The organism is Aminobacter aminovorans (assembly GCF_900445235.1).
In the GTDB taxonomy this organism is placed as follows: Bacteria; Pseudomonadota; Alphaproteobacteria; order Rhizobiales; family Rhizobiaceae; genus Aminobacter; species Aminobacter aminovorans.
This window is the reverse complement of the sequence record NZ_UFSM01000001.1, coordinates 2813716-2837951: the sequence shown is the minus strand read 5'-3', so window position 1 is coordinate 2837951 and position 24236 is coordinate 2813716. Positions and strand designations below refer to the sequence as shown.

At 64.2% G+C, this 24236-nt stretch carries 24 protein-coding genes; 10 read left to right on the top strand and 14 right to left on the bottom strand.

What is annotated here, in order from left to right:
- Nucleotides 1-9: 9 nt before the first annotated feature.
- From DY201_RS13940 to DY201_RS13925, 4 genes are all read right to left on the bottom strand, one after another.
- On the bottom strand, nt 10-1518 hold the full coding sequence (locus DY201_RS13940) for a helicase HerA domain-containing protein (RefSeq protein WP_115731713.1): 1509 nt from the start codon (nt 1516-1518) through the stop codon (nt 10-12).
- A 222-nt stretch (nt 1519-1740) separates the two neighbouring features.
- Nucleotides 1741-2172: a phasin family protein gene (locus DY201_RS13935; RefSeq protein WP_115731712.1), complete on the bottom strand. Its 432-nt coding sequence runs from the start codon at nt 2170-2172 to the stop codon at nt 1741-1743.
- Between the two features lie 71 nt (nt 2173-2243).
- Nucleotides 2244-3548 (bottom strand): DUF445 domain-containing protein, encoded by a 1305-nt coding sequence (locus DY201_RS13930; protein ID WP_425358727.1) that lies wholly within the window; start codon nt 3546-3548, stop codon nt 2244-2246.
- Nucleotides 3549-3791: 243 nt separating this feature from the next.
- The gene (locus DY201_RS13925; RefSeq protein WP_245431995.1) at nt 3792-4328 is read right to left on the bottom strand and encodes a GNAT family N-acetyltransferase; all 537 of its coding nucleotides are present in this window, start codon (nt 4326-4328) and stop codon (nt 3792-3794) included.
- Nucleotides 4329-4605: 277 nt separating this feature from the next.
- Between DY201_RS13925 and rirA the strand changes: the two genes are divergently transcribed.
- Nucleotides 4606-5067 carry an iron-responsive transcriptional regulator RirA gene (gene rirA / locus DY201_RS13920; RefSeq protein ID WP_067961133.1) on the top strand — a complete coding sequence of 154 codons (462 nt, stop codon included), beginning with the start codon at nt 4606-4608 and terminating at the stop codon, nt 5065-5067.
- Between the two features lie 25 nt (nt 5068-5092).
- On the opposite strand, the gene DY201_RS13915 is transcribed toward rirA, so the two are convergent.
- From DY201_RS13915 to hemP, 5 genes are read right to left on the bottom strand one after another with little or no spacing between them, the layout of a single operon-like run.
- Nucleotides 5093-5884 carry a heme ABC transporter ATP-binding protein gene (locus DY201_RS13915; RefSeq protein ID WP_115731710.1) on the bottom strand — a complete coding sequence of 264 codons (792 nt, stop codon included), beginning with the start codon at nt 5882-5884 and terminating at the stop codon, nt 5093-5095.
- A 22-nt stretch (nt 5885-5906) separates the two neighbouring features.
- On the bottom strand, nt 5907-7016 hold the full coding sequence (locus tag DY201_RS13910) for a FecCD family ABC transporter permease (RefSeq protein ID WP_115731709.1): 1110 nt from the start codon (nt 7014-7016) through the stop codon (nt 5907-5909).
- Nucleotides 7017-7026: 10 nt separating this feature from the next.
- Nucleotides 7027-7926, bottom strand: a complete 900-nt coding sequence (locus DY201_RS13905; protein WP_425358726.1) for a heme/hemin ABC transporter substrate-binding protein — start codon at nt 7924-7926, stop codon at nt 7027-7029.
- 11 nt (nt 7927-7937) lie between these two features.
- On the bottom strand, nt 7938-8990 hold the full coding sequence (locus DY201_RS13900; RefSeq protein ID WP_115731707.1) for a hemin-degrading factor: 1053 nt from the start codon (nt 8988-8990) through the stop codon (nt 7938-7940).
- A gap of 10 nt (nt 8991-9000) precedes the next feature.
- Entirely contained in the window at nt 9001-9225 is a 225-nt protein-coding gene (gene hemP, locus DY201_RS13895) for a hemin uptake protein HemP (protein ID WP_067966393.1), read from the bottom strand.
- Nucleotides 9226-9478: 253 nt separating this feature from the next.
- On the opposite strand from hemP, the gene DY201_RS13890 reads away from it, so the two are divergent.
- The 5 genes from DY201_RS13890 to DY201_RS13870 all read left to right on the top strand — a co-directional run bounded on the left by DY201_RS13890 (nt 9479) and on the right by DY201_RS13870 (nt 13041).
- Nucleotides 9479-11596 (top strand): TonB-dependent hemoglobin/transferrin/lactoferrin family receptor, encoded by a 2118-nt coding sequence (locus DY201_RS13890; protein WP_207904331.1) that lies wholly within the window; start codon nt 9479-9481, stop codon nt 11594-11596.
- Between the two features lie 65 nt (nt 11597-11661).
- The gene (locus tag DY201_RS13885; RefSeq protein ID WP_165915892.1) at nt 11662-12039 is read left to right on the top strand and encodes a hypothetical protein; all 378 of its coding nucleotides are present in this window, start codon (nt 11662-11664) and stop codon (nt 12037-12039) included.
- A gap of 59 nt (nt 12040-12098) precedes the next feature.
- Nucleotides 12099-12353: a hypothetical protein gene (locus DY201_RS13880; RefSeq protein WP_115731705.1), complete on the top strand. Its 255-nt coding sequence runs from the start codon at nt 12099-12101 to the stop codon at nt 12351-12353.
- 10 nt (nt 12354-12363) lie between these two features.
- Nucleotides 12364-12678 (top strand): heme-degrading protein HmuQ, encoded by a 315-nt coding sequence (hmuQ, locus tag DY201_RS13875; protein ID WP_115731704.1) that lies wholly within the window; start codon nt 12364-12366, stop codon nt 12676-12678.
- A 3-nt stretch (nt 12679-12681) separates the two neighbouring features.
- Entirely contained in the window at nt 12682-13041 is a 360-nt protein-coding gene (locus DY201_RS13870; RefSeq protein WP_245431994.1) for a bleomycin resistance protein, read from the top strand.
- A gap of 82 nt (nt 13042-13123) precedes the next feature.
- Here the strand turns inward: DY201_RS13870 and putA are convergent, their stop codons facing one another.
- Nucleotides 13124-16729 (bottom strand): bifunctional proline dehydrogenase/L-glutamate gamma-semialdehyde dehydrogenase PutA, encoded by a 3606-nt coding sequence (putA, locus tag DY201_RS13865; protein WP_115731703.1) that lies wholly within the window; start codon nt 16727-16729, stop codon nt 13124-13126.
- A gap of 172 nt (nt 16730-16901) precedes the next feature.
- Here putA and DY201_RS13860 point away from each other — a divergent pair, with 172 nt between their 5' ends.
- Nucleotides 16902-17354, top strand: coding sequence for an Lrp/AsnC ligand binding domain-containing protein (locus DY201_RS13860; protein WP_115731702.1), 453 nt, complete (start codon nt 16902-16904; stop codon nt 17352-17354).
- Here the strand turns inward: DY201_RS13860 and DY201_RS13855 are convergent, their stop codons facing one another.
- The 4 genes from DY201_RS13855 to DY201_RS13840 all read right to left on the bottom strand — a co-directional run bounded on the left by DY201_RS13855 (nt 17355) and on the right by DY201_RS13840 (nt 21860).
- The gene (locus tag DY201_RS13855) at nt 17355-18563 is read right to left on the bottom strand and encodes a cytochrome-c peroxidase (RefSeq protein ID WP_115731701.1); all 1209 of its coding nucleotides are present in this window, start codon (nt 18561-18563) and stop codon (nt 17355-17357) included.
- Between the two features lie 4 nt (nt 18564-18567).
- The gene (locus DY201_RS13850; RefSeq protein ID WP_165915879.1) at nt 18568-19008 is read right to left on the bottom strand and encodes a FixH family protein; all 441 of its coding nucleotides are present in this window, start codon (nt 19006-19008) and stop codon (nt 18568-18570) included.
- 256 nt (nt 19009-19264) lie between these two features.
- Nucleotides 19265-20722 (bottom strand): NAD-dependent succinate-semialdehyde dehydrogenase, encoded by a 1458-nt coding sequence (locus tag DY201_RS13845; protein ID WP_115731699.1) that lies wholly within the window; start codon nt 20720-20722, stop codon nt 19265-19267.
- Nucleotides 20723-20909: 187 nt separating this feature from the next.
- The gene (locus DY201_RS13840) at nt 20910-21860 is read right to left on the bottom strand and encodes an AEC family transporter (protein ID WP_115731698.1); all 951 of its coding nucleotides are present in this window, start codon (nt 21858-21860) and stop codon (nt 20910-20912) included.
- A 165-nt stretch (nt 21861-22025) separates the two neighbouring features.
- Between DY201_RS13840 and DY201_RS13835 the strand changes: the two genes are divergently transcribed.
- From DY201_RS13835 to DY201_RS13825, 3 genes are all read left to right on the top strand, one after another.
- The gene (locus DY201_RS13835; protein WP_115731697.1) at nt 22026-22571 is read left to right on the top strand and encodes a histidine phosphatase family protein; all 546 of its coding nucleotides are present in this window, start codon (nt 22026-22028) and stop codon (nt 22569-22571) included.
- Between the two features lie 136 nt (nt 22572-22707).
- Nucleotides 22708-23016 (top strand): acyl carrier protein, encoded by a 309-nt coding sequence (locus tag DY201_RS13830; protein WP_154383938.1) that lies wholly within the window; start codon nt 22708-22710, stop codon nt 23014-23016.
- Nucleotides 23017-23033: 17 nt separating this feature from the next.
- Nucleotides 23034-24221, top strand: a complete 1188-nt coding sequence (locus tag DY201_RS13825) for a beta-ketoacyl-ACP synthase (protein WP_115731696.1) — start codon at nt 23034-23036, stop codon at nt 24219-24221.
- Nucleotides 24222-24236 lie beyond the last annotated feature (15 nt).

Sequence of the window (24236 nt, the reverse complement as noted above, 5' to 3'; positions counted from 1 at the left end):
TGGAAAGGGCTATTCCGCAGCCTCCCGCTCAGGTAGATCGTCGGTTCTCTCGGGGTCGCCGGGGGCGGTTTCGCAGCCCAGTTCTGGGAACGCCACCGAGCGCTTGCCGTGGAAATCGGTGCGCACGACAACCAGCCCCTGTTCCTCGAAATAGGTCAGCAGCCGCCGCGCCCGGCGCGCCGAATGGCTGCCATAGGCGTGCGCGATCGCGGCGTCGGAGGGGCAAGGCGCGCCTTTGACCGCTGCCTGGGCAACGATCAGGAACACCGCCTGCAGGTCCTCGGGAAGTGCCACGGACATACCGAGCGCCTGCTGCCAGGTGTCGCTCGATGCGGTTTCCTCATCGATGCCCGAGCGCGCCACGGCGTAGCGGCGGCGGAACATCGACAGCGCCGGCGGCTCGCCCTGCAAGCGCTTGATGCGGCAGCGGACGAGAAAATCCTGGTATAGCACGGCATCGGTGCGGAACGCCGCATCGGGATCTTCGACCATCTCGCGCACGATCGTGTCGATCAGGGCCTCGCGCTCGGCCTCGTCGAACAGCGGGAAGATCGGCTCGGCGACCGGCGCCGAAGCCTCGGCGCGCAATTGGGAAAGCTGGGCGATGATGTCGGCGGTCGGCGTCGGCGCGGGCGGCGCCGTGCGCCGGACGGTCTGGCGCGTTTCCAGCGGCGCCGGCGCAAAGATCAGATCGCGCGTGTCTTCGCTGGCGTCTGGCAGCGGCATCAGCTTGGGGCTGACCGAACGTGCCGATGTCTCCACCGGGCCGATGGCGACCGGCAGCGGCCTGCGCGACATCGCCGGTCCAAGCGCGATGAAATTGCCGCGCGCCAGATCGCGGAACATTTCGGCCTGGCGCCGCTCCATGCCGAGCAGGTCGGCGGCACGCGCCATGTCGATGTCGAGGAAGGTGCGGCCCATCAGGAAGTTGGACGCCTCGGCGGCAACGTTCTTGGCGAGCTTGGCCAGGCGCTGGGTGGCGATGACGCCGGCTAGGCCGCGCTTGCGGCCGCGGCACATCAGGTTGGTCATCGCGCCAAGCGAGATTTTCCGCGCCTCGTCGGAGACCTCGCCGGCAATGGCCGGCGCAAACAGCTGCGCCTCGTCGACGACGACCAGAACCGGGTACCAGAAATCGCGCTCGGCATCGAACATGCCGTTCAGGAAGGCCGCGGCGCCGCGCATCTGCTGCTCGACGTCGAGGCCTTCAAGATTGAGCACGACCGAAACGCGATGCTGGCGGATGCGGCCGGCGATGCGGGTCAATTCGGCCTCGGTGCGCTGGGCGTCGACGACGACATGCCCGAACTTGTCGGCGAGCGTGACGAAATCGCCCTCGGGGTCGATGACGCACTGCTGCACCCACGGCGCGCTCTGTTCGAGCAGGCGACGCAACAGATGCGACTTTCCCGAACCCGAATTGCCTTGAACCAGCAAACGGGTCGCCAATAGTTCTTCGAGATCAAGCTGAGCCTTCGTCCCGCCGGACGCCGCTCCCATCTCGATGCCTACCTTCATCCTCTACCCCAGTTGAACCCTGCTGCGCCCGTCCGCGAATCTGCGTCGATTCGCGGAAGGCACAATAGCCGGATTCAGAGTGTTAAAGCGTCCTTGTGCGCCCGGACGGACGCACCGCGTTCCGATGGTGATCAGTCTTCCATAGCATCCGACAGCGGGCAATGCGCGAGCCCTGTCGCGAAACCCACAGGAGAGCTGAGGTCAGGGCCGGACCGGGACGGGTTACTTTTTCTTGTCGAAGCTGTCGCGGATTTCCTCGATCGATTCATGGATGCGGCCGCGCAGGATATCGACCGATTCCGTGCCGGATTTGCGCACGATCGCGGCCACCTCGCCGGCATTCTTGACTGCAGCCTCGAAGGAGCGCTTGGCGAATTCGGCCTGCTTGGAGATCAGCTCCTGCGGATTGCCGGGCGCCCGAAGCCCCTGGGCGGCCTCGGTGATCTCATGCAGGGTGTCCTGCAGCATCTCGCGCTGCTTCGCCACCAGCGACGACGCACCGGAGGCGGTTGCCCTGACCGATTTTTCCAGGGCTTCAAGGTTCTTGCGGTGATGGCCGATGATCGTGTCGACATCGACCGCGGGCATCTTCAGGTCGCGCCCGAATTTCGAAAACATATCCATGAAGGATTCCGGTTCCGGCTTCTTCGCCATGGTTCGCTCCCGTTTGGCTCCGGGCGTCCCCCGGAGGTCGCCAGGTCAGAATAGACGAGCAAGGCGGCCGGTCAATTCGCAAGCACCAGCAACTCGACCGAATAAAGCGCCAGACCGGCGAGACCGCCGATCAGCATGCCGTTGAAGCGTATATATTGCAGATCGCGACCGATGTTGATCTCGATCAGCCGGGTCAACTGGCCAAGGTCCCAGCGCTTGACCTGCTCGGAGATGAAGCCGGATACGCCACTCTTCTGGCTTTCGACGAACGAAGCGAGCGCCACGACGAAACCGGCATTCATGTCGGCACGGATATGGGGATCGCGCGCCAGGTTCTGGCCGACTTCGACGAACAGGCTGGTCAGGTGCTTTCGCGTCATCGACTGGGGCGATGCGACGTCCTGTTCGATGAAGCCGCGCATGCTTTTCCAGACATCCTGCGCCAGCCCGCGCAGTTCCGGGCGGGCGAGGAAGTTGCGCTTCAGCTGCTCGGCGCGCTTGGCATAGTCAGGCGAATGGCGAAGCTGGTCGATGAAGCCGTGGACGAACTGGTCGAACTCGGCGCGCAGCGGATGGTCGGGATCGCCCCTGACATCTTCAAGCAGCGTCGCTGCCGACGCCACGATCCGCTTGAGCAGATAGGCATCGGCCCGGAACAGATTGAACACCGACGGCAGTTCCTCCCTGATCTTCTCGCGCAGCACGGCCAAGGCCTGCTCGTCGCTGAGGAAGTTGCCGATGATCTTGGTGAACTCGTCGAGCAGGCGCTGGTGGCGGCGGTCTTCGGTGAAGGCCGTCAGAAGCTCTGCCGCCAGCGGCGCTACCTCGACCTTGCCGATACGATCGAGCATGCGGCGGGTTGCGAATTCGCGCAGGCCGGAGCCCTCGATCGCCTGCAGCATTTGCGGCACCAGCCGCCCGACAAAAACCGACAGCCCCTCCGCCCTTTGGCGGTCCGACAGCCAATCGGCGACGAGCGCTGCGAAATCCACGTCCTTGAGCTTCTGCCGCACCGGCTCCGGTGCCAGGAAGTTTGCCTCGATGAAACGGCCGAGATTGTCGGCGATCCGGTTCTGATTGGATGGAATGATTGCCGTATGCGGGATCGGCAGCCCGAGCGGCCGCTTGAACAGCGCCACGACGGCATACCAGTCGGCGAGGCCGCCGATCGTCGCTGCCTCAGCAAAGGCGGCGACAAAACCGAGCCACGGCCAGCGCCCCTGCAGCGACTTGGCGATGGCAAAGATGGCAACGCAGACGACCAGCGCGCCGGTTGCGATGAACTTTGTCCGCCGCAGGGCGGACAGTTTTGTCGCCTCGTCGGCACTCAAGGCGCGCAAGGCCGTGGGCATGGCGTTGCCGTTTGCTGCAACCATTCCAGGTCCGTCCTTGCTCATTTCCCGCCCTCGCCCGCGGCAGCCGGGCCGACGCGACAAACATGTCTCATGCGGTCAGATATCGAGACGGCGCGGCCGATTGCAACCCTTGCGGCAAATCGGGCGTCCTCATCCTGAAAAGCCTGTGCTTGAAAAGCTCATGCCGGGAGCGCGCAAACCCAGTCGACGGGGATCGCCGATCTCGACGCATCGATGAGCGCAGCCGCACCTCGTCGAGGCAGGTCAGGCAGCGATGGCCTTGCCGGCACCGCGCCTGCCGAGACCGGCGGGCGCGCGCCAGTCGGCATCGAGGCCTGCCTCGCCGTCGAGTTCGATGATGCCGTTGGTTTCGCCGTGCTGGAAGCTGAGTTTGGCATTGAAACGCCGGGCCAGCGCCTTCATGGCGCTGTTGTTGGCGTGCGTCGTCACCTGCAGCCTGAGGTAGCCGAGCCCCCTCGCCTGGGCAACGAGGCGCTGGAAAAGCCGTCCGCCGATGCCCAGGTTCTGGATCTTGTGCTCGACGCTGAAGGCGATTTCGGCAGTCGGCTCGCTCTCTTCGGCGCGTTCGTGCAGCTCGGCTGCGGCAAGTACCTTGTCGCCCTCGACATAGCCGATGACCGTCGCCCCCTCGCGGAAGCTGCGCTCGGCATAGGCTTGGAGAAAGCCGTCATGGGTCAGGCCGTTGAAGCGGTCGCGCCGGCTCTGGTCGTCCAGTCTCAGCAGATGTTCGGCAAAGCGGGGCAGATCGGACGGCCGCAGCTGACGGATTACGCCCGTCAATGGCCTTCGTGTACGTAGGATCCGTTCCATGTCGCAGTCCTCATGGGTTCCTCCCTGAGTCTCCGACTCCCGGGGTCTCCGACTCCCGACACGGCCAATATTGTGCAGCGCAGCATCAAAATCAACCGCTTTGACCTTTACGTAAATGCAAGGCTGCTATGCGCAACAAATATGACTGTCGTCGTCATATATAATTTGAAACCCTGTCTGGAATTGTTCTAAGGTATGGGCCATATTAGCCGGACTCGCGGACTCATCGCAGAGCAGGGAACACGCAATGCGCCTCACACGCCAGACCAACTACGCCATGCGCATCCTGATGTATTGCGCGGCCAACGAAGGACGGCTGAGCCGCGTTCCTGAAATCGCCGCTGCCTATACGGTGTCGGAACTTTTCCTGTTCAAAATCCTGCAGCCGCTGGTCGAAGCCAAGCTTGTCGAGACGGTGCGTGGCCGCAACGGCGGCGTGCGCCTGGCCAAGCCGGCCGACCAGATCTCTCTCTTCGACGTCGTCCGCGTCACCGAAGAGAGCTTCGCCATGGCCGAGTGCTTCGAGAACGATGCCGCCGAGTGCCCGCTTGTCGACAGCTGCGGCCTGAATTCCGCCCTGCGCGAAGCGCTCAACGCCTTCTTCGAAGTGCTGGCGCGCTACACCATCGCCGATCTGGTCGCTGCACGTCCCAACATGCGCGACCTGCTCGGGCTGCACTTCCCCGAGCCCAGCGCCCTGGCCAGCTGACACGCCCTGGCCAAGTGCAAAGGCTTCAGGCCACGGCCGATTGCGGCAGCACGAACGGGATATCCCCCTGAGGCAGCGCACCGACGCGCAGCCGGCAGCCGAACACCTTTTCGATCAGACCATCGGTGAGCACGACCTGCGGGGCACCCGCGGCCGCAAGCTTGCCGCGATGCATGACGCAGATCTGGTCGGCATACATCGCCGTCAGATTAAGGTCGTGCAGAATGGCGACAACGCCGCCGCCGCGCCGCGCGAAATCGCGGGCGATGTTCATGATGATCAGTTGGTGCTTGATGTCGAGGCTCGACACCGGCTCGTCGAGGAACAGATAGCGTGGCTGCCCGTCCAGCACCGGCGCCCACACCTGGCACAATACGCGGGCAAGCTGCACGCGCTGCTGTTCGCCGCCTGAAAGCTCCTGATAGAAGCGTCCGGCAAAGCCTTCGAGATCGACCCGGGCCAGCGCCCGCTCCGGCAGCCGGTCGTCCTCGCCCGCCAATGCGCCTGAGCGCCCGCCCGTCACGCCAAGCTTGACGATCTCGCGGACGGTGAAGGGAAACGACAGCGCCGTCGACTGCGGCAGCACCGCACGGATGCTTGCCGCTTCCCATGGCTTGAGCTTGGCCTGATCGCGGCCATTGAGCGATACCTGTCCCGAATAGGCGAGTTCGCCCGTCAGCGCCCTCAGGAAGGTCGTCTTGCCGGAGCCGTTGGGTCCGACGATCGCTGCCAGTTCACCCGGACGCACGGTGAAATCCACATCGCTGACGATGCGCGTGCTGCCGATCGACACCGAAACCTGGCGTGCTTCGATCATGAGTACCTCACAGTTCGCCGCATCAAAGATCCACGACGCCGCGCTTACGCAGCAATATCCACAGGAAGAACGGGCCACCGACGGCGGCGGTGACGATGCCGATCGGCAACTCGGCGGGTGCTACGATGGTGCGGCTCACCGCATCCGCCAACAGCAGCAGGCATGCGCCCAGAAGCGCCGACGCCGGCAAGAGGTAGCGGTTGTCGGGTCCGATCGCCAGGCGCAGCAGATGCGGCACGACGATGCCGACGAAGCCGATGCCGCCACTAACCGCCACCGAGGCGCCGATTGCCGCCGAAACCGCGACGATCGCGACATATTTCAGCCGTTGGACCGGAACGCCGAGATGGCTTGCCGTCGCCTCGCCCAAGGCAAGTGCATTCAGCCCCTTGGCCATGAAAGGTGTCGTCGCCAGCGCCAGGATGATGATCGGCCCGGCACCCGCGATCTTCAGCCAGGTCGCACCGGCCAGCGAGCCGAGCTGCCAGAATGTCAGGTCGCGCAATTGCCTGTCGTCGGCGATGTAGACCAGTACGCCTGTCAGGGCCATGGCCATCGCGCCCAGCGCGATGCCGGCCAAGAGCATGGTGGCGATCGAAGTGCGCCCCTGCCGCGTGGCGACATTGTAGAGGATGATGGTGGTGAGCAGGCCACCGCCAAACGCCGCGAATGGCAGCGCGTAGCTGCCGAGCAGCGCCGTGAACGGTGCAAGCACGGTTGCGCCCAGCACGATCACCGATACGGCGCCCAGGCCAGCACCTGCCGATACACCGACAAGGCCGGGATCGGCCAGCGGATTGCGGAACAGCCCCTGCATGACAGCGCCCGATACGGCAAGCGCAGCGCCCACCAGCATGCCCAGCACGATGCGCGGCAGGCGAATGTCGTAGACGATGACGCTGTCGCGCATCGACAACGCCTCATTGCCCGGCGTCGCGCCGAACAGCCAGCTGCGAACGAGTCCCAGCGCCGAGGCGTCGGATGCGCCCCATGTCAGGCTGAACAGCGCCGTTGCGGCCAGCGCCAGGGCAAGCAGGCCGATGACCAGCAAGGCACGGGCGGAGCGGTCGCCGTCGACACGGCGCCCCCTCTCCTGCACGCCGGCGTCGCCGGCGATCGTTTGATCCACCACTGTCCCGGCCTTACTTCTTGATCGCGTCGCCATAGAGCGCAACGGCCAGATCCTTGATCGCGGCGGCCGTGCGCGGACCAAAGCCGAGCAGGTAGGCACCGTCCATGCGGATCACGCGCCTGGCCTGACCGGCCGGCGTCGAGGCGATAGCCGGATGGGCAAACAGCTCGTCGTCGGGAACGGCGGTGCCGCCGCCGCGATCCATCATCAGGATCACGTCGGGCCTGGCGGTGATCGCCGCCTCGTCGGTGAGCTGCTTGTAGCCGGGGTAGCCCTCGACCGCATTGACGGCACCGGCCAGCGCGATGATGCCGTCGGCAGCCGTATGGTTGCCGGACGCCAGGATTTTGCCGCCCTGCATGCTGAGGATGAACAGCACGCGCTTGCGCTCGCTTTGCGCAATGTCCTTGGTCAGCGCCTCCGCATCCGACAGTTGCTTGCCGGTCTCGGCGGCCAGCGCCTCGGCCTTTGCATCGGCGCCGAGCGCCTTGCCGACGATGCGGATCTTCTGGAGGATGCCGTCATGGCTGAAGCCTTCCGGCACCTGGATGTAGGGAACGCTGGCCTTCTTGAGGACGTCGATCGCCTCCTTCGGGCCGCTGCCCTCGAGCGCCAGGATGCCGGTCGGGTTGACCGACAGCACACCTTCGGGCGACAGCGCCCGCATGTAGCCGACGTCGGGAAGCTTGAACACCGCTTCCGGATAGACGCTGGTCGAATCCCGGGCAACGAGCGCCCCCTCTTCGCCGAGCGCATAGACGATTTCGGTGATCGAGCCGCCGACGGAGGCGACGCGGCTGCGGTCAGGAAGTACGGTGGCGCCCTCAAGCGCCAAGCCGGCCGACCCGCTTGCCAGCAGCACCGACAGGCCTAAAGCGGCTGAGCGAAGCAGCCGTTGGGGTGTCGACATCGTCATGCTCCTCAGGCCGCGTTCTGCTGCGCAACCGGCAGGGACTCGACAAGATCGCGCCAATCCGCACGCTCGTCGTGACCTTCCTTACGCTTGCCGAAGAACTGGATGATCATCTCGCCATTGCGATCATAGGCCTCGACCGAGGTGACATGGCCGTCCTTGGTCGGCTTGCGAACCGCCCACAGCTCGTGGACGTGATCGGTCCTGAGATGCAGGTGGAACGTCTCATCCATCACATTGAGCCACGGACCCATCGGCTTGATGTTCTTGACCGAGCCGGAGTGGATCTGGATGCAGCCATGATTGCCGACAAAGCACATGATCAGCTGTCCGCTGGCCGCAGCCCGGTCGAACACCGCCGGCAACGCGTCATGCTCCAACCTCCAGGCGTAGTCCTGGCCGACCATGCGCATGGCCTGCTGGCGACCGAGCTTGAGCGACTTCAGCATGCCGAAGAACTCATGCGTGTCGGTCAGCTTGCTCCAGCGGTCGCGCAGTTCCTCGACACCGGTCGACGTCTCCTCGTCCGCCGACTTCACGACGGAAGGAACCGTCACGATGGCAGGATCCTGGTTGTCGCTGATCAGCGTTTCGACCAGCTTCTGATAGGCGTAGAGATTGGACTCGGGGCGCAGATGGATCTTGTGCACCGCCATGCCGGCGGCATCGAAGAACTGCAGGCTGCGGCGGATGTCGTCGCCGTCGCGCTTTTCCACGGCAAAACCATGGACCCAGGCCCTCGGAAAGATCCGGAGGTCTATCTGTTCACCGAGCACCATCGCGGCCTGCGTACCGGGCACGACCTTGTCGTAGATGCCGATCTTCTCGTGGACCGCGCTTTCATTGCGGGTCAGGGCCATGACCTCGCCAACGGCCTCGATGCCGGCGAGCAGGTCATTGACGCGCGGTTCGATGCGAACGGCACCCTCGCCGCAATGCGCGGCCACCAGTTCAGCTTCGGAAATGCCGAGCTGGCTGGCGAGATCGCGCTCGCGCATCTTGGGGTTGTCAGTTCGCGCCCGCCTGATTTCGTGTGGGTTGGGCCTTACGCGCTGGTCCATTTGAAAACACCTATTTGTTGAGAATGAGCTTGCCCTGACGGGTAATCTTCAGGCGGTAGAGAGCGCCGCCATGGTCGATGCCGATCTCGAAATCTCCGAGAAACAGCGACTCGCTGGTCAAGGTCCTGACCGCGAGGGATCCGGCGATCGGACGCGCCGCAACCTGGCCTTCGGGCCGGCGGTATCCGTGCCGGAATTGGCCAGAACGGAAATGGTTCGGATTGTGTGAATTCATCTCATTCCACTCCTTCATCCGTCCGCCGCGCCGGAAAAGCCCGGACGAGGCCCTCATGTCTGAATCTATTAGTTGACTCGAACATTCATGTTTATTAGTCAGTGCAATACCGGAGTGATCAAGTCAAGATTAAGACGCAGCCGGCGAGCGAAAAATTGCTAGCGAGCGAAAAGCGAGCCAGCACGAGACATTTTTGGAGTGGGAAATGGGGCTAGTTGGTCGGAGTAAGGCAGCTCTGCTGAGCGGAGCGGCAATGGCGGTGTTCGTGGGCGCGCACGCGGCCTACGCGCAGGAAGCCAAAACCACTGAGCAGGATAAAAAGCCGCGCGTCACCGTGCTCCAGCGCCTCGTTGTCAGCGCCGGCGTCGCCAAGGTCGCGATCGATACGCCACAGGCGGTGACTGTCATCGATCAGGAAGACATCGACCGCCTTCAGCCCGAGACGGTCGGCGAGATCATCCGCGCGACGCCCGGCGTCAACGTGACCGGCTCCGACAGACTGCTTGGCCAGAGCTTCAACATCCGTGGCATCGGCGCGCCCGAAAACACCGGCGACGGCGGCCGCATCATCGTCAATGTCGATGGCGCGCAGAAATTCTACGAGCAATATCGCCTGGGATCGTTCTTCTCGGATCCGGAACTCTACAAGCGCGTCGAAGTGCTCCGCGGACCGGCCTCCTCGACGCTCTACGGTTCGGGCGCCCTCGGCGGCGTCATCAATTTCGAGACCAAGGATGCCTCCGACTTCATCGCCGAAGGACAGACCGGCGCCCTGCGCCTGAAGAGCTCCTGGAACAGCAACGGCAATAGCTACCTGCTGAATTCCGTGCTTGCCCAACGGCTTGGCGACAACGCCGAGTTCCTGTTGACCGGCAACTACCGCGCTTCCGACCCTTATGAATCCGGCAACGGCAAGGAAGTCATCGGCACCAATTTCAAGGCCTGGTCCGGTCTCGCCAAGGGCACGTTCAATGTCGGCGACGAGGGCAAGCTGCGGCTTTCCTACCAGCAGTGGGATTCCGACCTCGAAGATCAGCAGCTGTCGCAGACGAGCGCCGCCGCGTTCTTTGGCCTTATCGACCGTCACATCATAGACCGCACGGCCGTGGCGTCTTACGAGAATCCGTTCTCTGACAACGACATGCTCGACGTGAAGGTGTCGGCATCATATTCCAATACCTACAACGAGCAGCGCAACGCGGATCTGCGTAACCCGGGCCCGGGAAACCCGGGCTGCGGCACCGGCTCGTTCGCCGTCGTCTGCGACTCGAACTACGGCTATGAAACCTGGCAATTCAATGCCCAGAACACCATGGAGTGGGCTGGCGACAATTGGGGAAACCACCTGACGGTCGGTTCGCAGTCGAGCTACCAGACCCGTAAGGCCGAGGCTTTCCGCAATGATGGAACGCAGTTCCCGGTCACCTTCCATCCCCAGGGCACGGACCTCAAGACAGGTGTGTTCGTTCAGAACGAGTTCGTCTGGGACGATCGGCTGACCGTCATCCCCGGCATGCGTCTCGACTGGCACAAGCTGACGCCGGACGATGCCTTGAACGCGCCATCCAGTGACGACACCGCCTTCTCGCCAAAGATTGCCGCCCACTACAAGATCAATGACACCTTCGCCGTTTTCGGCTCCATCGCCCATACGGAGCGGTTCCCGACCATCGACGAAGTGTTCTCCACCGCCAGCTCGTCATCGACGTTCCTGCCAAGCCTTGGGCTCAGGAAAGAACAGTCGAACAATTTCGAGGCCGGTTTTGCGCTGTCTGGGTTCGACCTCGCGCAGGATGGTGACAGCGGCCAGGTGAAAGTCACAGGCTTCTACAACGACGTGAAGGACCTTATCGCCCTGAACCGTCCCTTCCTGCCAGGGTTCAACAACAAGCAGGGTTTCACCAACATCGACCAAGCCGAGATTTATGGCTTCGAGATCGAGGCGGCATATGATTCCGATTATGTTTTCGCCAACGCGGCTTATTCCTACGTCGTCGGCAAGAACAAACTTACCGATGCCTATCTGACGACCGTGGCGCCACACGAGCTGGCACTGACGCTCGGAGGCAAGCTGCCTGACTACGACCTTTCGTTCGGCTGGAAGGCACGCATCGTGGCCGGCCCGCAGGATGCCGCGCGCGACGGAACCTCCGCCCCGGTCAGCGATCCCACCTCGACACGCTTCGCCAAGGCCTTCAACACCCACGACATCTTCGTCACCTGGAAGCCGCAGGACGGCCAGCTCGCCGGCTGGGAAGCCAATTTCGGCGTCGATAACATCTTCAATAAGCAGTACAAGGAGTTTCTGATGAACGACGATGCCAAGGGCCGCACGTTCAAGGTCTCCCTGTCCAAGCAGTTCGGGTGGTAATCGTGCGCTTTGGCGTGAACGCGTTGTCGCCCCTGGTCGCGGCAGCACTGCTTGCCGCCACGGCCATGGCGGGCGCCCAGAGCGCCCCGCCCGCCCCGGCACTTGTGCTTGAGCTCAACGCTGCTCAGCCCTCCGACAAGGGCTGCCGCTTCACCTTCGTCGTCACCAACAATCTCGGCGCCGCACTGTCCAAGGCGGCGTTCGAGATTGCGCTGTTCAACGAGGCGGGCGTCGTCGACAGGCTGACGGTGCTCGATTTCAAGGACCTGCCGGCCGGCAAGACCAAGGTCACGCGCTTCGACCTGTCGGGCACCGACTGCACCAAGGTCAGCCGTGTCCTGATCAACCAGGCCACCGATTGCGCCGGCGGCGGGATCGACGCGGCGGCCTGCCTCAAGGCGCTGCGGACCGAAACGAAGTCCGGCATCGCCTTCGGCATCTGAGACCAGCCTTGCCCAGACTCCTGTCCCCCGGCGCGCGCCGCATCGAAAGGCATAAACGCATGTTCGGACTGAACAAATTCGATCAGATGGTGAAACGCCGGGGCGATGGCCTGCTGCCCGAGATGCGCGCGCTGTTCGACCGCCTGGCGGCGATCAGGGCGAGTGAAAACGTCACCGACCTGGCCAGCTACCGTGCCCAGTCGACGACCCAGGCCGGCCCGAACCCGACCTTTGCCGGAGACCACATCGGCGCCAATGTTGTGTCGCTACGCAGCGCTCAAAAGACTACAACAGCGCAACGCAAGACCCGTTGAAAGGAAGACCATGTACATCGCAATGAACCGCTTCAAGGTGCAGAACGGCTCCGAGACGGCCTTTGAAGACGTCTGGAGGAACCGCGACTCGTCGCTGAACGAGATGAAGGGCTTTCGTGAATTCCACCTGCTGCGCGGCCCGGTGAACGAAGCCGAAGGCTATACGCTCTATGCCTCGCACACGATCTGGGCGAGCCAAGACGACTTCGTCGCCTGGACCAAGTCGGAAAACTTCCGCAACGCCCACAAGAACGCCGGTTCGTCCAAGGCATCCTATGTCGGCCATCCGCAGTTCGAGGGCTTCTCGGTCGTCGAAGGCGCCTGACGATTGACCGACCTCGCCCGCAGCATTCCGGTCATGCCCTCGCCCGACATCGGCAAGAGCCGCGACTTCTATCGCGACAGGCTGGGCTTCGCGGTCGTCGGTCCTGACATGGACGACTATCTGATCGTGCGGCGCGGCGAGATCGAGATGCATTTCTGGAAGTCGGACGACCGCAAATTGCCGGAGGTGACGTCCTGCTACATCAGGGGCGGCGAGGTTCCCGCCCTGCACGCCGAATTTTCGGCGCGCGGGGTGGAACGGCTCAGCCCGTTCACCGTGCGGCCATGGAAGATGAAGGAATTCTACATCCACGACCCGCATGGTAATCTGCTGCGCTTCGGCTGCGCGCCGGAAGAAAGTTGAAAAAAGGGCAGGCCCAGACCTGCCCCTTTTGCGTTGTCCCAACGTCCTGCCCGAAAACCGGCTGCCGATCTCGGGGCGATGCTTACGCAGATGCCAGCAGGCTGGCGTTGCCGCCGGCGGCCGTCGTGTCGACGCAGACAGCGCGTTCGTGGGCGTAGGCGGCCGGGTAGATCACCTCGCTGATCAGCGGAACGATCGGCCCCTTGCGCTCGGCGATGACCTTGCGGACGATGCGCGTGCTCTCTTCGGTGCCCGAATAAGCCACGACATCGACAGCCAGCGCGCGTGCTTCCACCGGGTCGGGGCGACCGTCGATCGCGGCGATCGGCAAATCCTTGCCCATCAGGGCATGGACGGCGGCCGGCGCACCGGGCGCAACGGCCAGGACCGCATTGCCGGCGGCCAGCGCCTGGATCGCCTGGGCAAGCAGGGTCTCGGCGTCAGGGCCAAGGCACAGAACGCGCCCGCGCGGGTTGAGCGACAGCGTGTTCGCCTCGCCGGTCGGTCCGGGCAGGTCAACCTGGCCGAAGTCGATGCTCGCCGCAGCCGCGATGGCCTGAGCGCCCTTGCCGCGCAGATGCTTGCGCAGCACGGCGATGCGGTCGGTCCGCGTCGACCACTCGCCGGCATCGACGAGATTGTCGACCAGTTCGGTCGCGGTGACCTTGCGGCCTTCCGGCAACAGCGCGCCCGCCTCGGGCGACTTGCGGAAACGACGGAGATAGTGCGGTCCGCCGGCCTTCGGCCCGGTCCCCGACAGCCCCTCGCCGCCAAAAGGCTGCGAGCCGACGACGGCGCCGATCTGGTTGCGGTTGACATAGATGTTGCCGGCATGGATGCCGTCGACGATGTGCTGGACGCGGCCCTCGATGCGGGTGTGCAGGCCGAAGGTCAGGCCGTAGCCCTTGCGGTTGATCGCCGAAATGATGTCGTCGATCTCATCGGCCTCGAAGGTCGCGACATGCAGCACCGGTCCGAAGACCTCGCGCTCCATCTCCTCGATGCCCTTGACCTTGAAGACATGCGGCGCGACGAAGCGGCCATCGGCCGGCGCGTCGAGCTTGGCGATCAGCTTGCCCTTGGCTTCCATCGCAGCGCAATAATCGCGGATCGAGCTCTGCGCTTCCTCGTCGATGACCGGGCCGACGTCGGTCGACAACTGCCACGGATCGCCGATGGTCAGCGCATCCATGGCGCCTTTCAGCATCTCGACCATCTTCTTTTCGACATCGGTCTGGACGTAGAGCACGCGCAGGGCCGAGCAGCGCTGGCCGGCGCTCTGGAACGACGAGGCCACCACGTCGCGGATCGCCTGCTCGGGCAATGCGGTGGAATCGACGACCATCGCGTTGAGGCCGCCGGTCTCGGCGATCAGCATCGCGTCGGGCGCCGCCGTCTCGGCCAGTTGCTTTTCGATCAGCTTGGCGACGTCCGTCGAGCCGGTGAAGCAGACACCGGCGATGCGCGGATCGGCCGTCAGCGGTGCGCCGACGGTCGGGCCGTCGCCCGGCAGGAGCTGGATCACGTCTTCCGGCACGCCGGCCTCGCGCATCAGGGCCACCGCACGCGCGGCAATCAGCGGCGTCTGCTCGGCCGGCTTGGCAATGACCGAATTGCCGGTGACCAGGGCCGCCGCGATCTGGCCGGTGAAGATGGCGAGCGGGAAATTCCACGGCGAAATGCAGACGATGGCACCGCGCGCCTCGGTGCCGGCCTCGGTCTTCTCGGCTTCGGCAGCGTAGTAACGCAGGAAGTCGACCGCCTCGCGCACCTCGGCGACGCCGTCCGACAACGACTTGCCGGCCTCGCGTGTGGCGAGTGCAAAGAACTCGGCGGCATTGGCCTCGTAGAGATCGGCCGTGCGGCGCAGGATTGCGGCGCGTTCGGCAACCGGCTTCTTCGCCCAGGCCGGCTGCGCCTCGATGGCGAAACGCACGGCCGTCGGCATCTGCTTCGCCGCAGCCTCGGTCACCGTGCCGACGATGTCGTCGGGCCTGGCTGGATTGATCACCTTGCGCGAGGCGCCGTAGCCGGCGGCGCGGGTAACCGGCTTGGCGGTCCAGCGCTCGGGGCCCTTGAACTCCGCCTTGGCCTTGTCGAGCGCGGCCAGCGTCACCGGGTCGGTAATGTCCCACCCCTTGGCGTTGATGCGGCCGGCGCCGAAGATCGCCGCCGGCGTCGGGATCGACGGATTGGATGCCGTCCCTTGCGTCTCCACCGTGTCGAGCGGGTCGCGGGCGATGTCTTCGGGCGCCACGTCCTCGTCGGTCAGCTGGTGGACGAAGGACGAGTTGGCGCCGTTCTCAAGCAGTCGGCGGACCAGATAGGCAAGCAGGTCGGAATGCGCGCCGACCGGCGCATAGATGCGGCAGCGCGTGCCCTCTGCCTTGCGCACCGTCTCGTGCAGCGCCTCGCCCATGCCGTGCAGGCGCTGGAACTCGAATGAGGTGCGGTCCGTGGCCATCGACAGGATGGCGGCGACGGTGTGGGCGTTGTGAGTGGCGAACTGCGGGTAGATGCGGTCCGTCATCGACAACAGCTTGCGGGCGCAGGCCATATAGGAAACGTCGGTATTGGCCTTGCGGGTGAACACCGGATAACCCGGCAAGCCCATCGTCTGGGCGCGCTTGATCTCGGTGTCCCAGTAGGCGCCCTTGACCAGGCGCACCATGATGTTGCGGTCGAGCTTGTTGGCGAGCGCATAGAGCCAGTCGATGACAAAGGCCGTGCGCGGGCCGTAGGCCTGGACGACGACGCCGAAACCGTTCCAGCCTTCGAGCTGCGGATTGGCCAGCACGGCCGCAATGACATCAAGCGACAGGTCGAGCCGGTCAGCTTCCTCGGCATCGATGTTGAGGCCCATGCGCGCATGCTTGGCGGCGAGGCACAGCGACAGCAGGCGCTCGGTCATGACAGGCAGCATCTCGTCCTTGTGCGAGACCTCGTAGCGGGGATGCAGCGCCGACAGCTTGACCGAAATGCCGTGGTTGTAGCGGATGTCGGGGCCGTTGGTGCCATTGTCGAGCGACGAAATCGCCTCGGCATAGGCGCGGTGGTAGCGCAGCGCGTCGGTCTCGGTACGGGCGGCCTCGCCCAGCATGTCGAAGGAATAGAGATAGCCCTTCTGGATCATCGAGCGGCCGCGCTTGACGGCCTCGGTGATGGTGCGGCCGAGGACGAACTGTTCGCCCATCTCGCGCATGGCGGCGGCGACCGCGGTGCGGATCACCGGCTCGCCGAGGCGGCGGACCATCGAGCGCAAGGTGCGCTCGATCGAGCCCTCGCCTTCGTCGAGCACGCGACCGGTCAGCATCAGCGCCCAGGTCGACGCATTGACGAAGATCGAGCTCGAACCGCCCGAATGCGACGACCAGTCATGCGGCGCGATCTTGTCCTTGATCAGGTCGTCCATCGTCTCGGTGTCGGGCACGCGCAGCAGCGCCTCGGCCAGACACATCAACGCCACGCCTTCCTTGGTCGAAAGGCCGTAGGCGGAGAGGAAAACCTCCATCAGCCTGGGATCGGTCGAGCCGCGCACGGCACGCACGAGATCGGCGGCACGGGCCGAGATCGCCGCACGGTCGTCCTTGCTGAGCGATGCGGTGGCAGCCAGCCGCTTCACGGCTTCTGCTTCGTCCGGGAGGTAGTTGGCGCGAATTTCCTGGCGGATGGCGTCGAGCGCTTGCATGGCGATCCTTGTGGAGCGGTTGACATGACGGCGCGGCGGCAGAAGGTGCCGCAGAGCCCTTTGCCGGAAACTAGCATAGCGCCCATTTCCAAGCCGGTCCAAAGACATCGACGGAAGAGACCAAATGATCTACGATTGCAATCGATGAAAGGCGATATCGGCTGAGGCTGTTATGACTGAAGACCATTTGGACCGCATTGACCGCAACATCCTGTTCGCCCTGTCGCGCGACGGCCGCCTGTCCATGGCCGAGCTTGCCACAAAAGTCGGGCTTTCCAAGACCCCGGTGCAGGCGCGGGTCAAGCGGCTGGAAAAGGATGGCTTCATCAAGGGCTATCAGGCGATCATCGACAGCGAACGCATGGGCGAAGGCCACGTCGCCTTCGTCCAGGTCAAGCTCTCCGACACACGCTCGGCGGCACTCGACGATTTCAACCGCGCCGTGCATGCCGTGCGCGAGATCGAGCAGTGCCACATGATGGCGGCGAGCTTCGACTATCTGCTCAAGGTCCGGACCCGCGACATAGCGGCCTACAGGCGCGTGCTCGGCGAGCGCATATCGGCCCTGCCCCATGTCGCCCAGACATCGACCTTCGTTGCCATGGAAACGGTCAAGGACCGCTGACTAGTCGCCGAGCGTCTTCAGGAACGCCACCAGTGCCGCCCGCTCACCTTCGGAGAGCGCCACGGAATGTATCTCGCTCTCGCCTTCGACGGATTTCGGCGCGTTCGCATAGTTGATCACGACCTGCTCCAAAGTGGCGAACTGCCCGGCATGCATGTAGGGCGCACGCCCGGCGACATTGCGCAGCGACGGGGTCTTGTAGGCGCGGAGGAGCTCGGGCGAACGCTTCTGCATGAAGCGCAGCTCACCGCAGGCCTCCTCGCCGCCATCGCGGAATTTTCCCAGGCAATTGAACGGATCGGCCAGAACCTCGTCGACAACCGCGATGCGTCCACGATCGGCCGGCAATCCGGCGACCGGCGGCACAGCGGTGTTGTGGAAGTGATTGTCGGTGAAACGTGGCCCGGTATGGCAGGTCGAGCAATTGGCCTTGCCGATGAAAAGCCGGAGGCCTTGCCGTTCCTCGGCCGACAGAGTGTCTTCGGCTGACGGCGCCCGTCCCTGCGCCACGGCATCGGCGAAGCGGTCGAAGCGGGTCCTGCCGTGGACCAGCGAGCGCTCGAAGGCAGCGATGGCCTTGCCGATGTCGGAAAAGATGCGGTCGACGCCCTCGCGCTGCGCATCGCTCATCCCGGCCCAGGCGGCCTTCTCCGCCGGCGTGCCGAACGGCCCGGCACTGGCCGGCAAGGTCGACAGGTCGGGCAGCGGCCGGAAAATGCGTTCATAGCGCTCGCCGAAGCGGCGCTTGAGATAATGCGCATAAGCGGTGCGCGTGCCGGCATGCTCGAGCACATTTTCCAGCGGCACCAGCGCCTGTGACCACAGGCTGTCGCGCCTGCCGTCCCAGAAAAAGAACGGATCGCGCGCCACGCCGGCCAGCGGCATTGTCCTTCGATTTGTCTCGCCGACGCCGACACCGCGCGGCAGGTCGTCCTGGAACTGCCTGTCGATCTTGTGGCAGGTTCCGCAGGCAACATTGCCGTCGCGGCTCATGCCGGTGTCGAAGAACAGCGTCGCACCCAGCGCGGCAGCCCCGGGATCGTCGGCGAAGCTGTTGGTCGGATCCGGCGCCAGGGGGGCAAGTGCCGACAGCGACATCGATGCGATGGTTCGCTTTTCGGCGTCGGTGAAATCGGCTTCGCCGCAGCCTGACAGCGCTGCCGTTATCGTCGCAGCGGCAATCAGCTTGGTGAGCAGGCCGCGCGCCATCGCCTCACAGCACCAGGTTGAATGTGGCTTCGTCGGCGCCGGCAGGTGCGCTGACGCCGAGTTTCAGCTGCCACCAACCGGACATGGAAAATTTCATGCCTTCGATACGGTAGCGGCCATCGCCGAGATAGGCCGTCGCTTCAGGGCTCGTCGGCAGGCCATGCGCATGCTCGGGCATACCGCCGCCGACGCTGATCGCAGCCCCCTCCACCGGCATACCTTGCCGCGTCTTCACAGTCACCACCCAGGCATGCAGCTCGCCTTGCCTGGGCTCACCGGCCTCGGGCGCGATGGACAATGCATAGAGGCCCTTGGCCGAATTCTTGGACCGCGCGAGGTCAGGCCCCGGCGCGGCAGGCGCCGTCAGGAAAACGAGCGACAGAAAGCCGATGGCCAGCGCCACCAGCCCGAATGCCCCGACGACCATGCGCCACGCTGAAGTCATGCCAGTTCCTCCCGCCTGCCGACAACGTTTATCCGACAGCGCGCCTTCCCGGCGACATCAGATTCGCGGCACCGCAAGATGGCCCGTTCCCGGGCGCTTGGCCACGCCAAAGGCGACACCGGAACCGGACCATCCGAACCTAACGATTACAGCACGATATGCCGATTTCCGGATTCTCCCTGTCAAAGATCCAAAAGAAAACGCGCGCCCCTTGCGGAGCGCGCGTTCGAGCATTCCAGTGACGTTCCGGAGCCCGTTAGAGGCCCAGCCCACCGATGCAGACATATTTGGTGTCGAGATAGTCGTCGATGCCCTGATGCCCGCCTTCGCGGCCGAGGCCGGATTCCTTGACGCCGCCGAACGGCGCTTCCGGCGTGGTGATCAGGCCTTCATTCACGCCGACCATGCCGTATTTCAGCCCTTCCATGACCCGGAAGGCGCGGCCGAGGTCGCCGGTGTAGAAATAGCTGGCGAGGCCGAACTCGGTGTCGTTGGCGAGCGCGATCGCCTCCTCCTCGGTCTCGAATTTGAACACCGGAGCGACCGGGCCGAAGATCTCGTCCTTCATGAACAGCATGGCGGGCGTCGCGCCCGAAATGACCGTCGGCTCGAAGAACGAGCCGCCGAGCGCGTGGCGCTTGCCGCCGGCAACCACCTTGCCGCCCTTGGCGGTGGCGTCGGCGATGAATTCCTCGACCTTTTCGACGGCCTTTTCGTCGATCAGCGGACCCTGCTGCACGCCGGCGTCGAGACCCGAGCCGACCTTGAGCTTGCTGGACGCCTCGGCCAGCTTGGCCACGAACCTGTCGTAGATGCCGGCCTGGGCGAAGAAGCGGTTGGTGCAGACGCAGGTCTGGCCGGAGTTGCGGAACTTCGCGGTGATCGCGCCTTCGACGGCACGATCGATGTCGGCGTCATCGAAGACCAGGAACGGCGCGTTGCCGCCCAGTTCCATCGACACCTTCTTCACCGTCGAGGCCGACTTGGCGATCAGCATCTTGCCGACTTCGGTCGAGCCGGTAAAGGTGATCTTCTTGACCAGCGGGTTGGCGCAGATTTCGTCGCCGATCTCTCCGGCCGACCCCGTCAGGACGTTGACCACGCCCTTGGGGAAGCCGACTTCCTCGCACAGCGCACCCCAGGCCAGGCCCGAATAGGGCGTCTGCGACGCCGGCTTGACCACGGCGGTGCAGCCTGCGGCAAGGGCCGGTCCAAGCTTGCGCGACAGCATCGAGGACGGGAAATTCCACGGCGTGATGGCGGCAATGACGCCCACCGGTTCCTTGGTGACGAGGACACGGCGATCCGCCCATGGCGACGGCACGACATCGCCATAGGTGCGGCGCGCCTCTTCGGCGAACCACAGCACATAGGCCGCCGACGAGCCGATCTCGCCCTTGGCTTCGGTCAGCGACTTGCCCTGCTCGATGGTAAGCAGTTCGGCCAGCGCGTCCTGATTGTCCATGATGGCGTCGTGCAGCTTGCGCAGCAGCTTCGAGCGCTCGAGCGCCGACGTCTTGCGGAAGGTCTTGAACGCCTCGTTGGCCGCTTCGATGGCGCGACGTGTCTCGGCCGCACCCGAACGCGGCACGGTGCCGATCTTCAGGCCGGTCGCCGGATTGGTGACGTCGATGGTCTTGCCGGAATCGGCCTGGACCCATTCGCCGTTGATGAGATTGGCCTGCCGCATGAAATGACTGGTTTTCTGAAGCATGGCTTCACCTCCTGAAATGGCGTCCGTTGCGACGCAGGCTACTTTGAAAATCGTCGAAAAGCGCGCGTCCGGGACAGTTTTCGGCCCGATGCGCCAGGCAATTTAGTAGCGTGCCGCCGGGTCGGCGATCAACCAAATTATGGCACAGATGCGTTGGTCCAGCCTGACCGCATGCCCGGCTGCCCATCTACCCGAAGACCATCGTCGCAATCGTCAGCCAAAATGCGGTCGTGACCACGGCACAGGCGGTGGCGATCGTCATCTGGTTGGAGGCCAGGGCCTGGCCGGTGCCGAACTGCGTGGCGATGAGATAGGAATTGACGCCTGACGGCAGGCTGGCCGCCGCCACGGCCACCTTCGCCGACAAGGGCGGCAGACCGAACAGCCAGGCAAACAGCAGCGCCACTGCCGGCATCAGCATCAGCTTGAGCACCGACAGCGCCAATGCCGGCTTGATGTTGCCCGAAATGCCAAACTTCTTCAGCCCGAGCCCCATCGCAAACAATGCGACCGGCCCGGCAATATTGGCAAGCGCGTCGACAAAGCGCGTGGCAAGGTCAGGCAACGGCACCCCGGTCGCCCTCCAGGCCAGTCCGGCCAGGATGCCGACGATCAGCGGATTGGTCAGGATCTTGCGCAGGAAATCACGAATGATCACAACAGGATGCATCGGCTCGTTGCGTCTCGGCCCAAACATCTCGAACAGGATGATCGACGCCATCATCATGGTCGGCAGGTGGACGGAGACGAGCAACGACAGGATCTCGAACCCCTCCTGACCGAAAACGCCGAGCATGAAGGGAATGCCGAGCAGCACGAGATTGGAAAAGGCCGAAGACACCCCGCCGACCACGCCTGCCTGCCCATCACGGCCGAACATGCGGGTCGTCACCAGATGTCCCGCCGTCCAGGCGACCGTGACCGCAATGAAATAGGCCGCCCACAGCGACCACGGCGCCGAACCGTGGAAATCGGCGCCGATCATGGTCCGAAACAAAAGCAGCGGCAGCGCCACGCCGATGGCGAACTCGGAAAGCGCATCGCCGGTTTGGCTGCGCAGATAGCCGGTGGCACCTGCGAGATAACCCAGTGCCACGAGGCCGAAGACGAAGAGCACGGTTTCTACGAGAGGTGACATCGGCGCTCGGCAAATGGGGAATCGGCTGGTGCGAGCATTGCGCCGCGGCCACCCCCGGATCAAGTCACGACACAGGATCGCAAGACGGCGCACGTTATTGGCGTCAGCTTGCCTTTCATTCCACTTTGGCCTCCCTATATCCGCATCGCCTGTTCGGGATCATTCATGCTCAGATTTACCATTGCGATCATGCTGTTGCTCGGCGCCCTGCCCGCAAAGGCCACCGAAGCCGGCTGGGCGCTGCTGCGAAATGGCGGCCATGTCGTGCTGCTGCGCAACGCCATGACAACCGGCACGGTCGAGCCGCCCAATTTCGACATCGAAAAATGCGCGACCCAGCTCAACCTGTCCGATCGCGGCCGCCAGCAGGCGCGCAAGATCGGCGCGCTTTTCGACGCCCGCGCCGCGCCGGTCGAGCGCATCCTGGCCAGCCGCTACTGCCGGACGCTGGAAACCGCCCGCCTCGCCTTCGACGACCGCAAGGTCGAGCCGACCGCGGCCCTCGACAAGCCGACCGACGCCACCCGCGAGGCCGACGTCGCCACCGTCATGGACATCATCCGCAACTATTCCGGCTCCGACAACATCGTGCTCGTTACCCATCTCGAGAACATCCAGGCACTGACCGGTGCGGCCGCACGCGAAGGCGAAGCGCTGATCGTCGGCCTGCAAGGAGAAAAGCTGCATGTGCTTGGCCGCATCGTCTTCTAGAGCTTCAGGCGGCCTGCCTTCCCTTGCGTTCGGCGCCGGACGCCTTGACGAAAGCGCAGGATTTGGCCTTTTCCTGTCCGGAAAAACCGATTAGACAGCCCCTCAAAACTATACGCGTAGAATCTGTCCCGGGTTCATGATCGCCCTCACCAAAGGAAAAACCGTGTCCACGACCTTCGACAAAGTCGCCAAGATCATTGCCGAGACCAGCGAGATCGACATCGACACCATCACGCCCGAGAGCCACACCATCGACGACCTGGGCATCGACAGCCTCGACTTCCTCGACATCGTCTTTGCGATCGACAAGGAATTCGGCATCAAGGTGCCGCTCGAGAAGTGGACGCAGGAAGTCAACGATGGCAAGGCTTCGACCGACGAGTACTTCGTCATGAAGAACCTCTGCGCCAAGATCGACGCGCTCGTCGCTGCGAAGAACGCCTGAGCACGCTGAAGCCGCCCATGGCCAATCGCGACGTCGTCATCACAGGCATCGGCCTCGTCTCCTCGCTTGGAGAAGGCGGTGCAGCCCACTGGGACAAGCTGACAACAGCGGGCACCGCCCCGGTGATCGACGCCGAGCGCTTCCAGCCCTATGCCATCCATCCGCTTCCCGAGATCGACTGGGGCCTGCAGATCGCCAAGCGCGGCGACCAGCGCCAGATGGAAACCTGGCAGCGGCTTGGCACCTATACGGCCGGCATGGCGCTCGATGATGCCGGCATCAAGGGCAATGACGAACTCAGCGCGACCATGGACATGGTGGTGGCTGCAGGTGGCGGCGAACGCGACGAGGCGGTCGACGCCGGCGTACTCGCGGCATCCGAAAATCGCTCCGACCGCGACGTGCTGATCAATGAGAAGCTGACGACCGAACTGCGACCGACGCTGTTCCTGGCCCAGCTTTCAAACCTGCTCGCCGGCAACATCTCGATCGTCCACAAGGTCACCGGCTCTTCGCGCACCTTCATGGGCGAGGAAGGTGCCGGCGTTTCGGCGATCGAGACGGCGGCGGCCCGCATCCGCTCCGGCCAGTCGACGCATGTGCTGGTCGGCGGCGCCTTCCAGACCGAACATTCGGACATGCTGCTTGGCTACGAACTGGCCGGCTATCTCCATCGCGGCCCGTGGAAGCCGGTATGGCAGCGCCAGGGTTCGGAAGGCGGCGGAGTCGTCACCGGCTCCGGCGGCGCGTTCCTGGTGCTTGAATCGCGCGATCACGCCGAAGCACGCGGCCAGAAGATCTATGCCGAACTCGGCCCGGTCCTTTCCGGCCGCGCCAGGCGCCGCAATGGCAGCCTCACCGACAATATTGCAGGACTACTGGCCAAGGTCGATCTGCCGCATGGCGACCTGCTGGCGATTTCGGGCGCCTCGGGCGCACATGCCGCAACCGCTGCCGAAAAATCGGCCCTCGACGGCAACCCGGCAATTGCGGCCCGCGCCCTTTCGTCGCTGACCGGCCACATGAAGGAAGCACAGTTTCCGTTCGCGGTGGCGCTTGCTGCCTTGGCCGTCGACCGTGGAGCCGGCTATCCGGCCTTCGAGCCAGGCGAAAGAGCGTTTGCGGGCCAGCCACGCAATGTTCTCGCAACAGCGATCGGCTATCACCAGTTTGAAGGCATGGCGCTCGTATCCGCGCCGCGCTGAAGGGTGTCAGGACAA

What these genes read in the sequence shown, in the direction of transcription:
- DY201_RS13940 (WP_115731713.1), bottom strand. Translation starts at nt 1,518, where the DNA reads ATGAAGGTAGGCATCGAGATGGGAGCGGCGTCCGGCGGGACGAAGGCT.
- DY201_RS13935 (WP_115731712.1), bottom strand. Translation starts at nt 2,172, where the DNA reads ATGGCGAAGAAGCCGGAACCGGAATCCTTCATGGATATGTTTTCGAAA.
- DY201_RS13930 (WP_425358727.1), bottom strand. Translation starts at nt 3,548, where the DNA reads ATGGTTGCAGCAAACGGCAACGCCATGCCCACGGCCTTGCGCGCCTTG.
- rirA (WP_067961133.1), top strand. Translation starts at nt 4,606, where the DNA reads ATGCGCCTCACACGCCAGACCAACTACGCCATGCGCATCCTGATGTAT.
- DY201_RS13915 (WP_115731710.1), bottom strand. Translation starts at nt 5,884, where the DNA reads ATGATCGAAGCACGCCAGGTTTCGGTGTCGATCGGCAGCACGCGCATC.
- DY201_RS13905 (WP_425358726.1), bottom strand. Translation starts at nt 7,926, where the DNA reads ATGTCGACACCCCAACGGCTGCTTCGCTCAGCCGCTTTAGGCCTGTCG.
- DY201_RS13900 (WP_115731707.1), bottom strand. Translation starts at nt 8,990, where the DNA reads ATGGACCAGCGCGTAAGGCCCAACCCACACGAAATCAGGCGGGCGCGA.
- hemP (WP_067966393.1), bottom strand. Translation starts at nt 9,225, where the DNA reads ATGAATTCACACAATCCGAACCATTTCCGTTCTGGCCAATTCCGGCAC.
- DY201_RS13890 (WP_207904331.1), top strand. Translation starts at nt 9,479, where the DNA reads ATGGCGGTGTTCGTGGGCGCGCACGCGGCCTACGCGCAGGAAGCCAAA.
- DY201_RS13885 (WP_165915892.1), top strand. Translation starts at nt 11,662, where the DNA reads ATGGCGGGCGCCCAGAGCGCCCCGCCCGCCCCGGCACTTGTGCTTGAG.
- DY201_RS13880 (WP_115731705.1), top strand. Translation starts at nt 12,099, where the DNA reads ATGTTCGGACTGAACAAATTCGATCAGATGGTGAAACGCCGGGGCGAT.
- hmuQ (WP_115731704.1), top strand. Translation starts at nt 12,364, where the DNA reads ATGTACATCGCAATGAACCGCTTCAAGGTGCAGAACGGCTCCGAGACG.
- putA (WP_115731703.1), bottom strand. Translation starts at nt 16,729, where the DNA reads ATGCAAGCGCTCGACGCCATCCGCCAGGAAATTCGCGCCAACTACCTC.
- DY201_RS13860 (WP_115731702.1), top strand. Translation starts at nt 16,902, where the DNA reads ATGACTGAAGACCATTTGGACCGCATTGACCGCAACATCCTGTTCGCC.
- DY201_RS13855 (WP_115731701.1), bottom strand. Translation starts at nt 18,563, where the DNA reads ATGGCGCGCGGCCTGCTCACCAAGCTGATTGCCGCTGCGACGATAACG.
- DY201_RS13850 (WP_165915879.1), bottom strand. Translation starts at nt 19,008, where the DNA reads ATGACTTCAGCGTGGCGCATGGTCGTCGGGGCATTCGGGCTGGTGGCG.
- DY201_RS13845 (WP_115731699.1), bottom strand. Translation starts at nt 20,722, where the DNA reads ATGCTTCAGAAAACCAGTCATTTCATGCGGCAGGCCAATCTCATCAAC.
- DY201_RS13840 (WP_115731698.1), bottom strand. Translation starts at nt 21,860, where the DNA reads ATGTCACCTCTCGTAGAAACCGTGCTCTTCGTCTTCGGCCTCGTGGCA.
- DY201_RS13835 (WP_115731697.1), top strand. Translation starts at nt 22,026, where the DNA reads ATGCTCAGATTTACCATTGCGATCATGCTGTTGCTCGGCGCCCTGCCC.
- DY201_RS13830 (WP_154383938.1), top strand. Translation starts at nt 22,708, where the DNA reads ATGATCGCCCTCACCAAAGGAAAAACCGTGTCCACGACCTTCGACAAA.
- DY201_RS13825 (WP_115731696.1), top strand. Translation starts at nt 23,034, where the DNA reads ATGGCCAATCGCGACGTCGTCATCACAGGCATCGGCCTCGTCTCCTCG.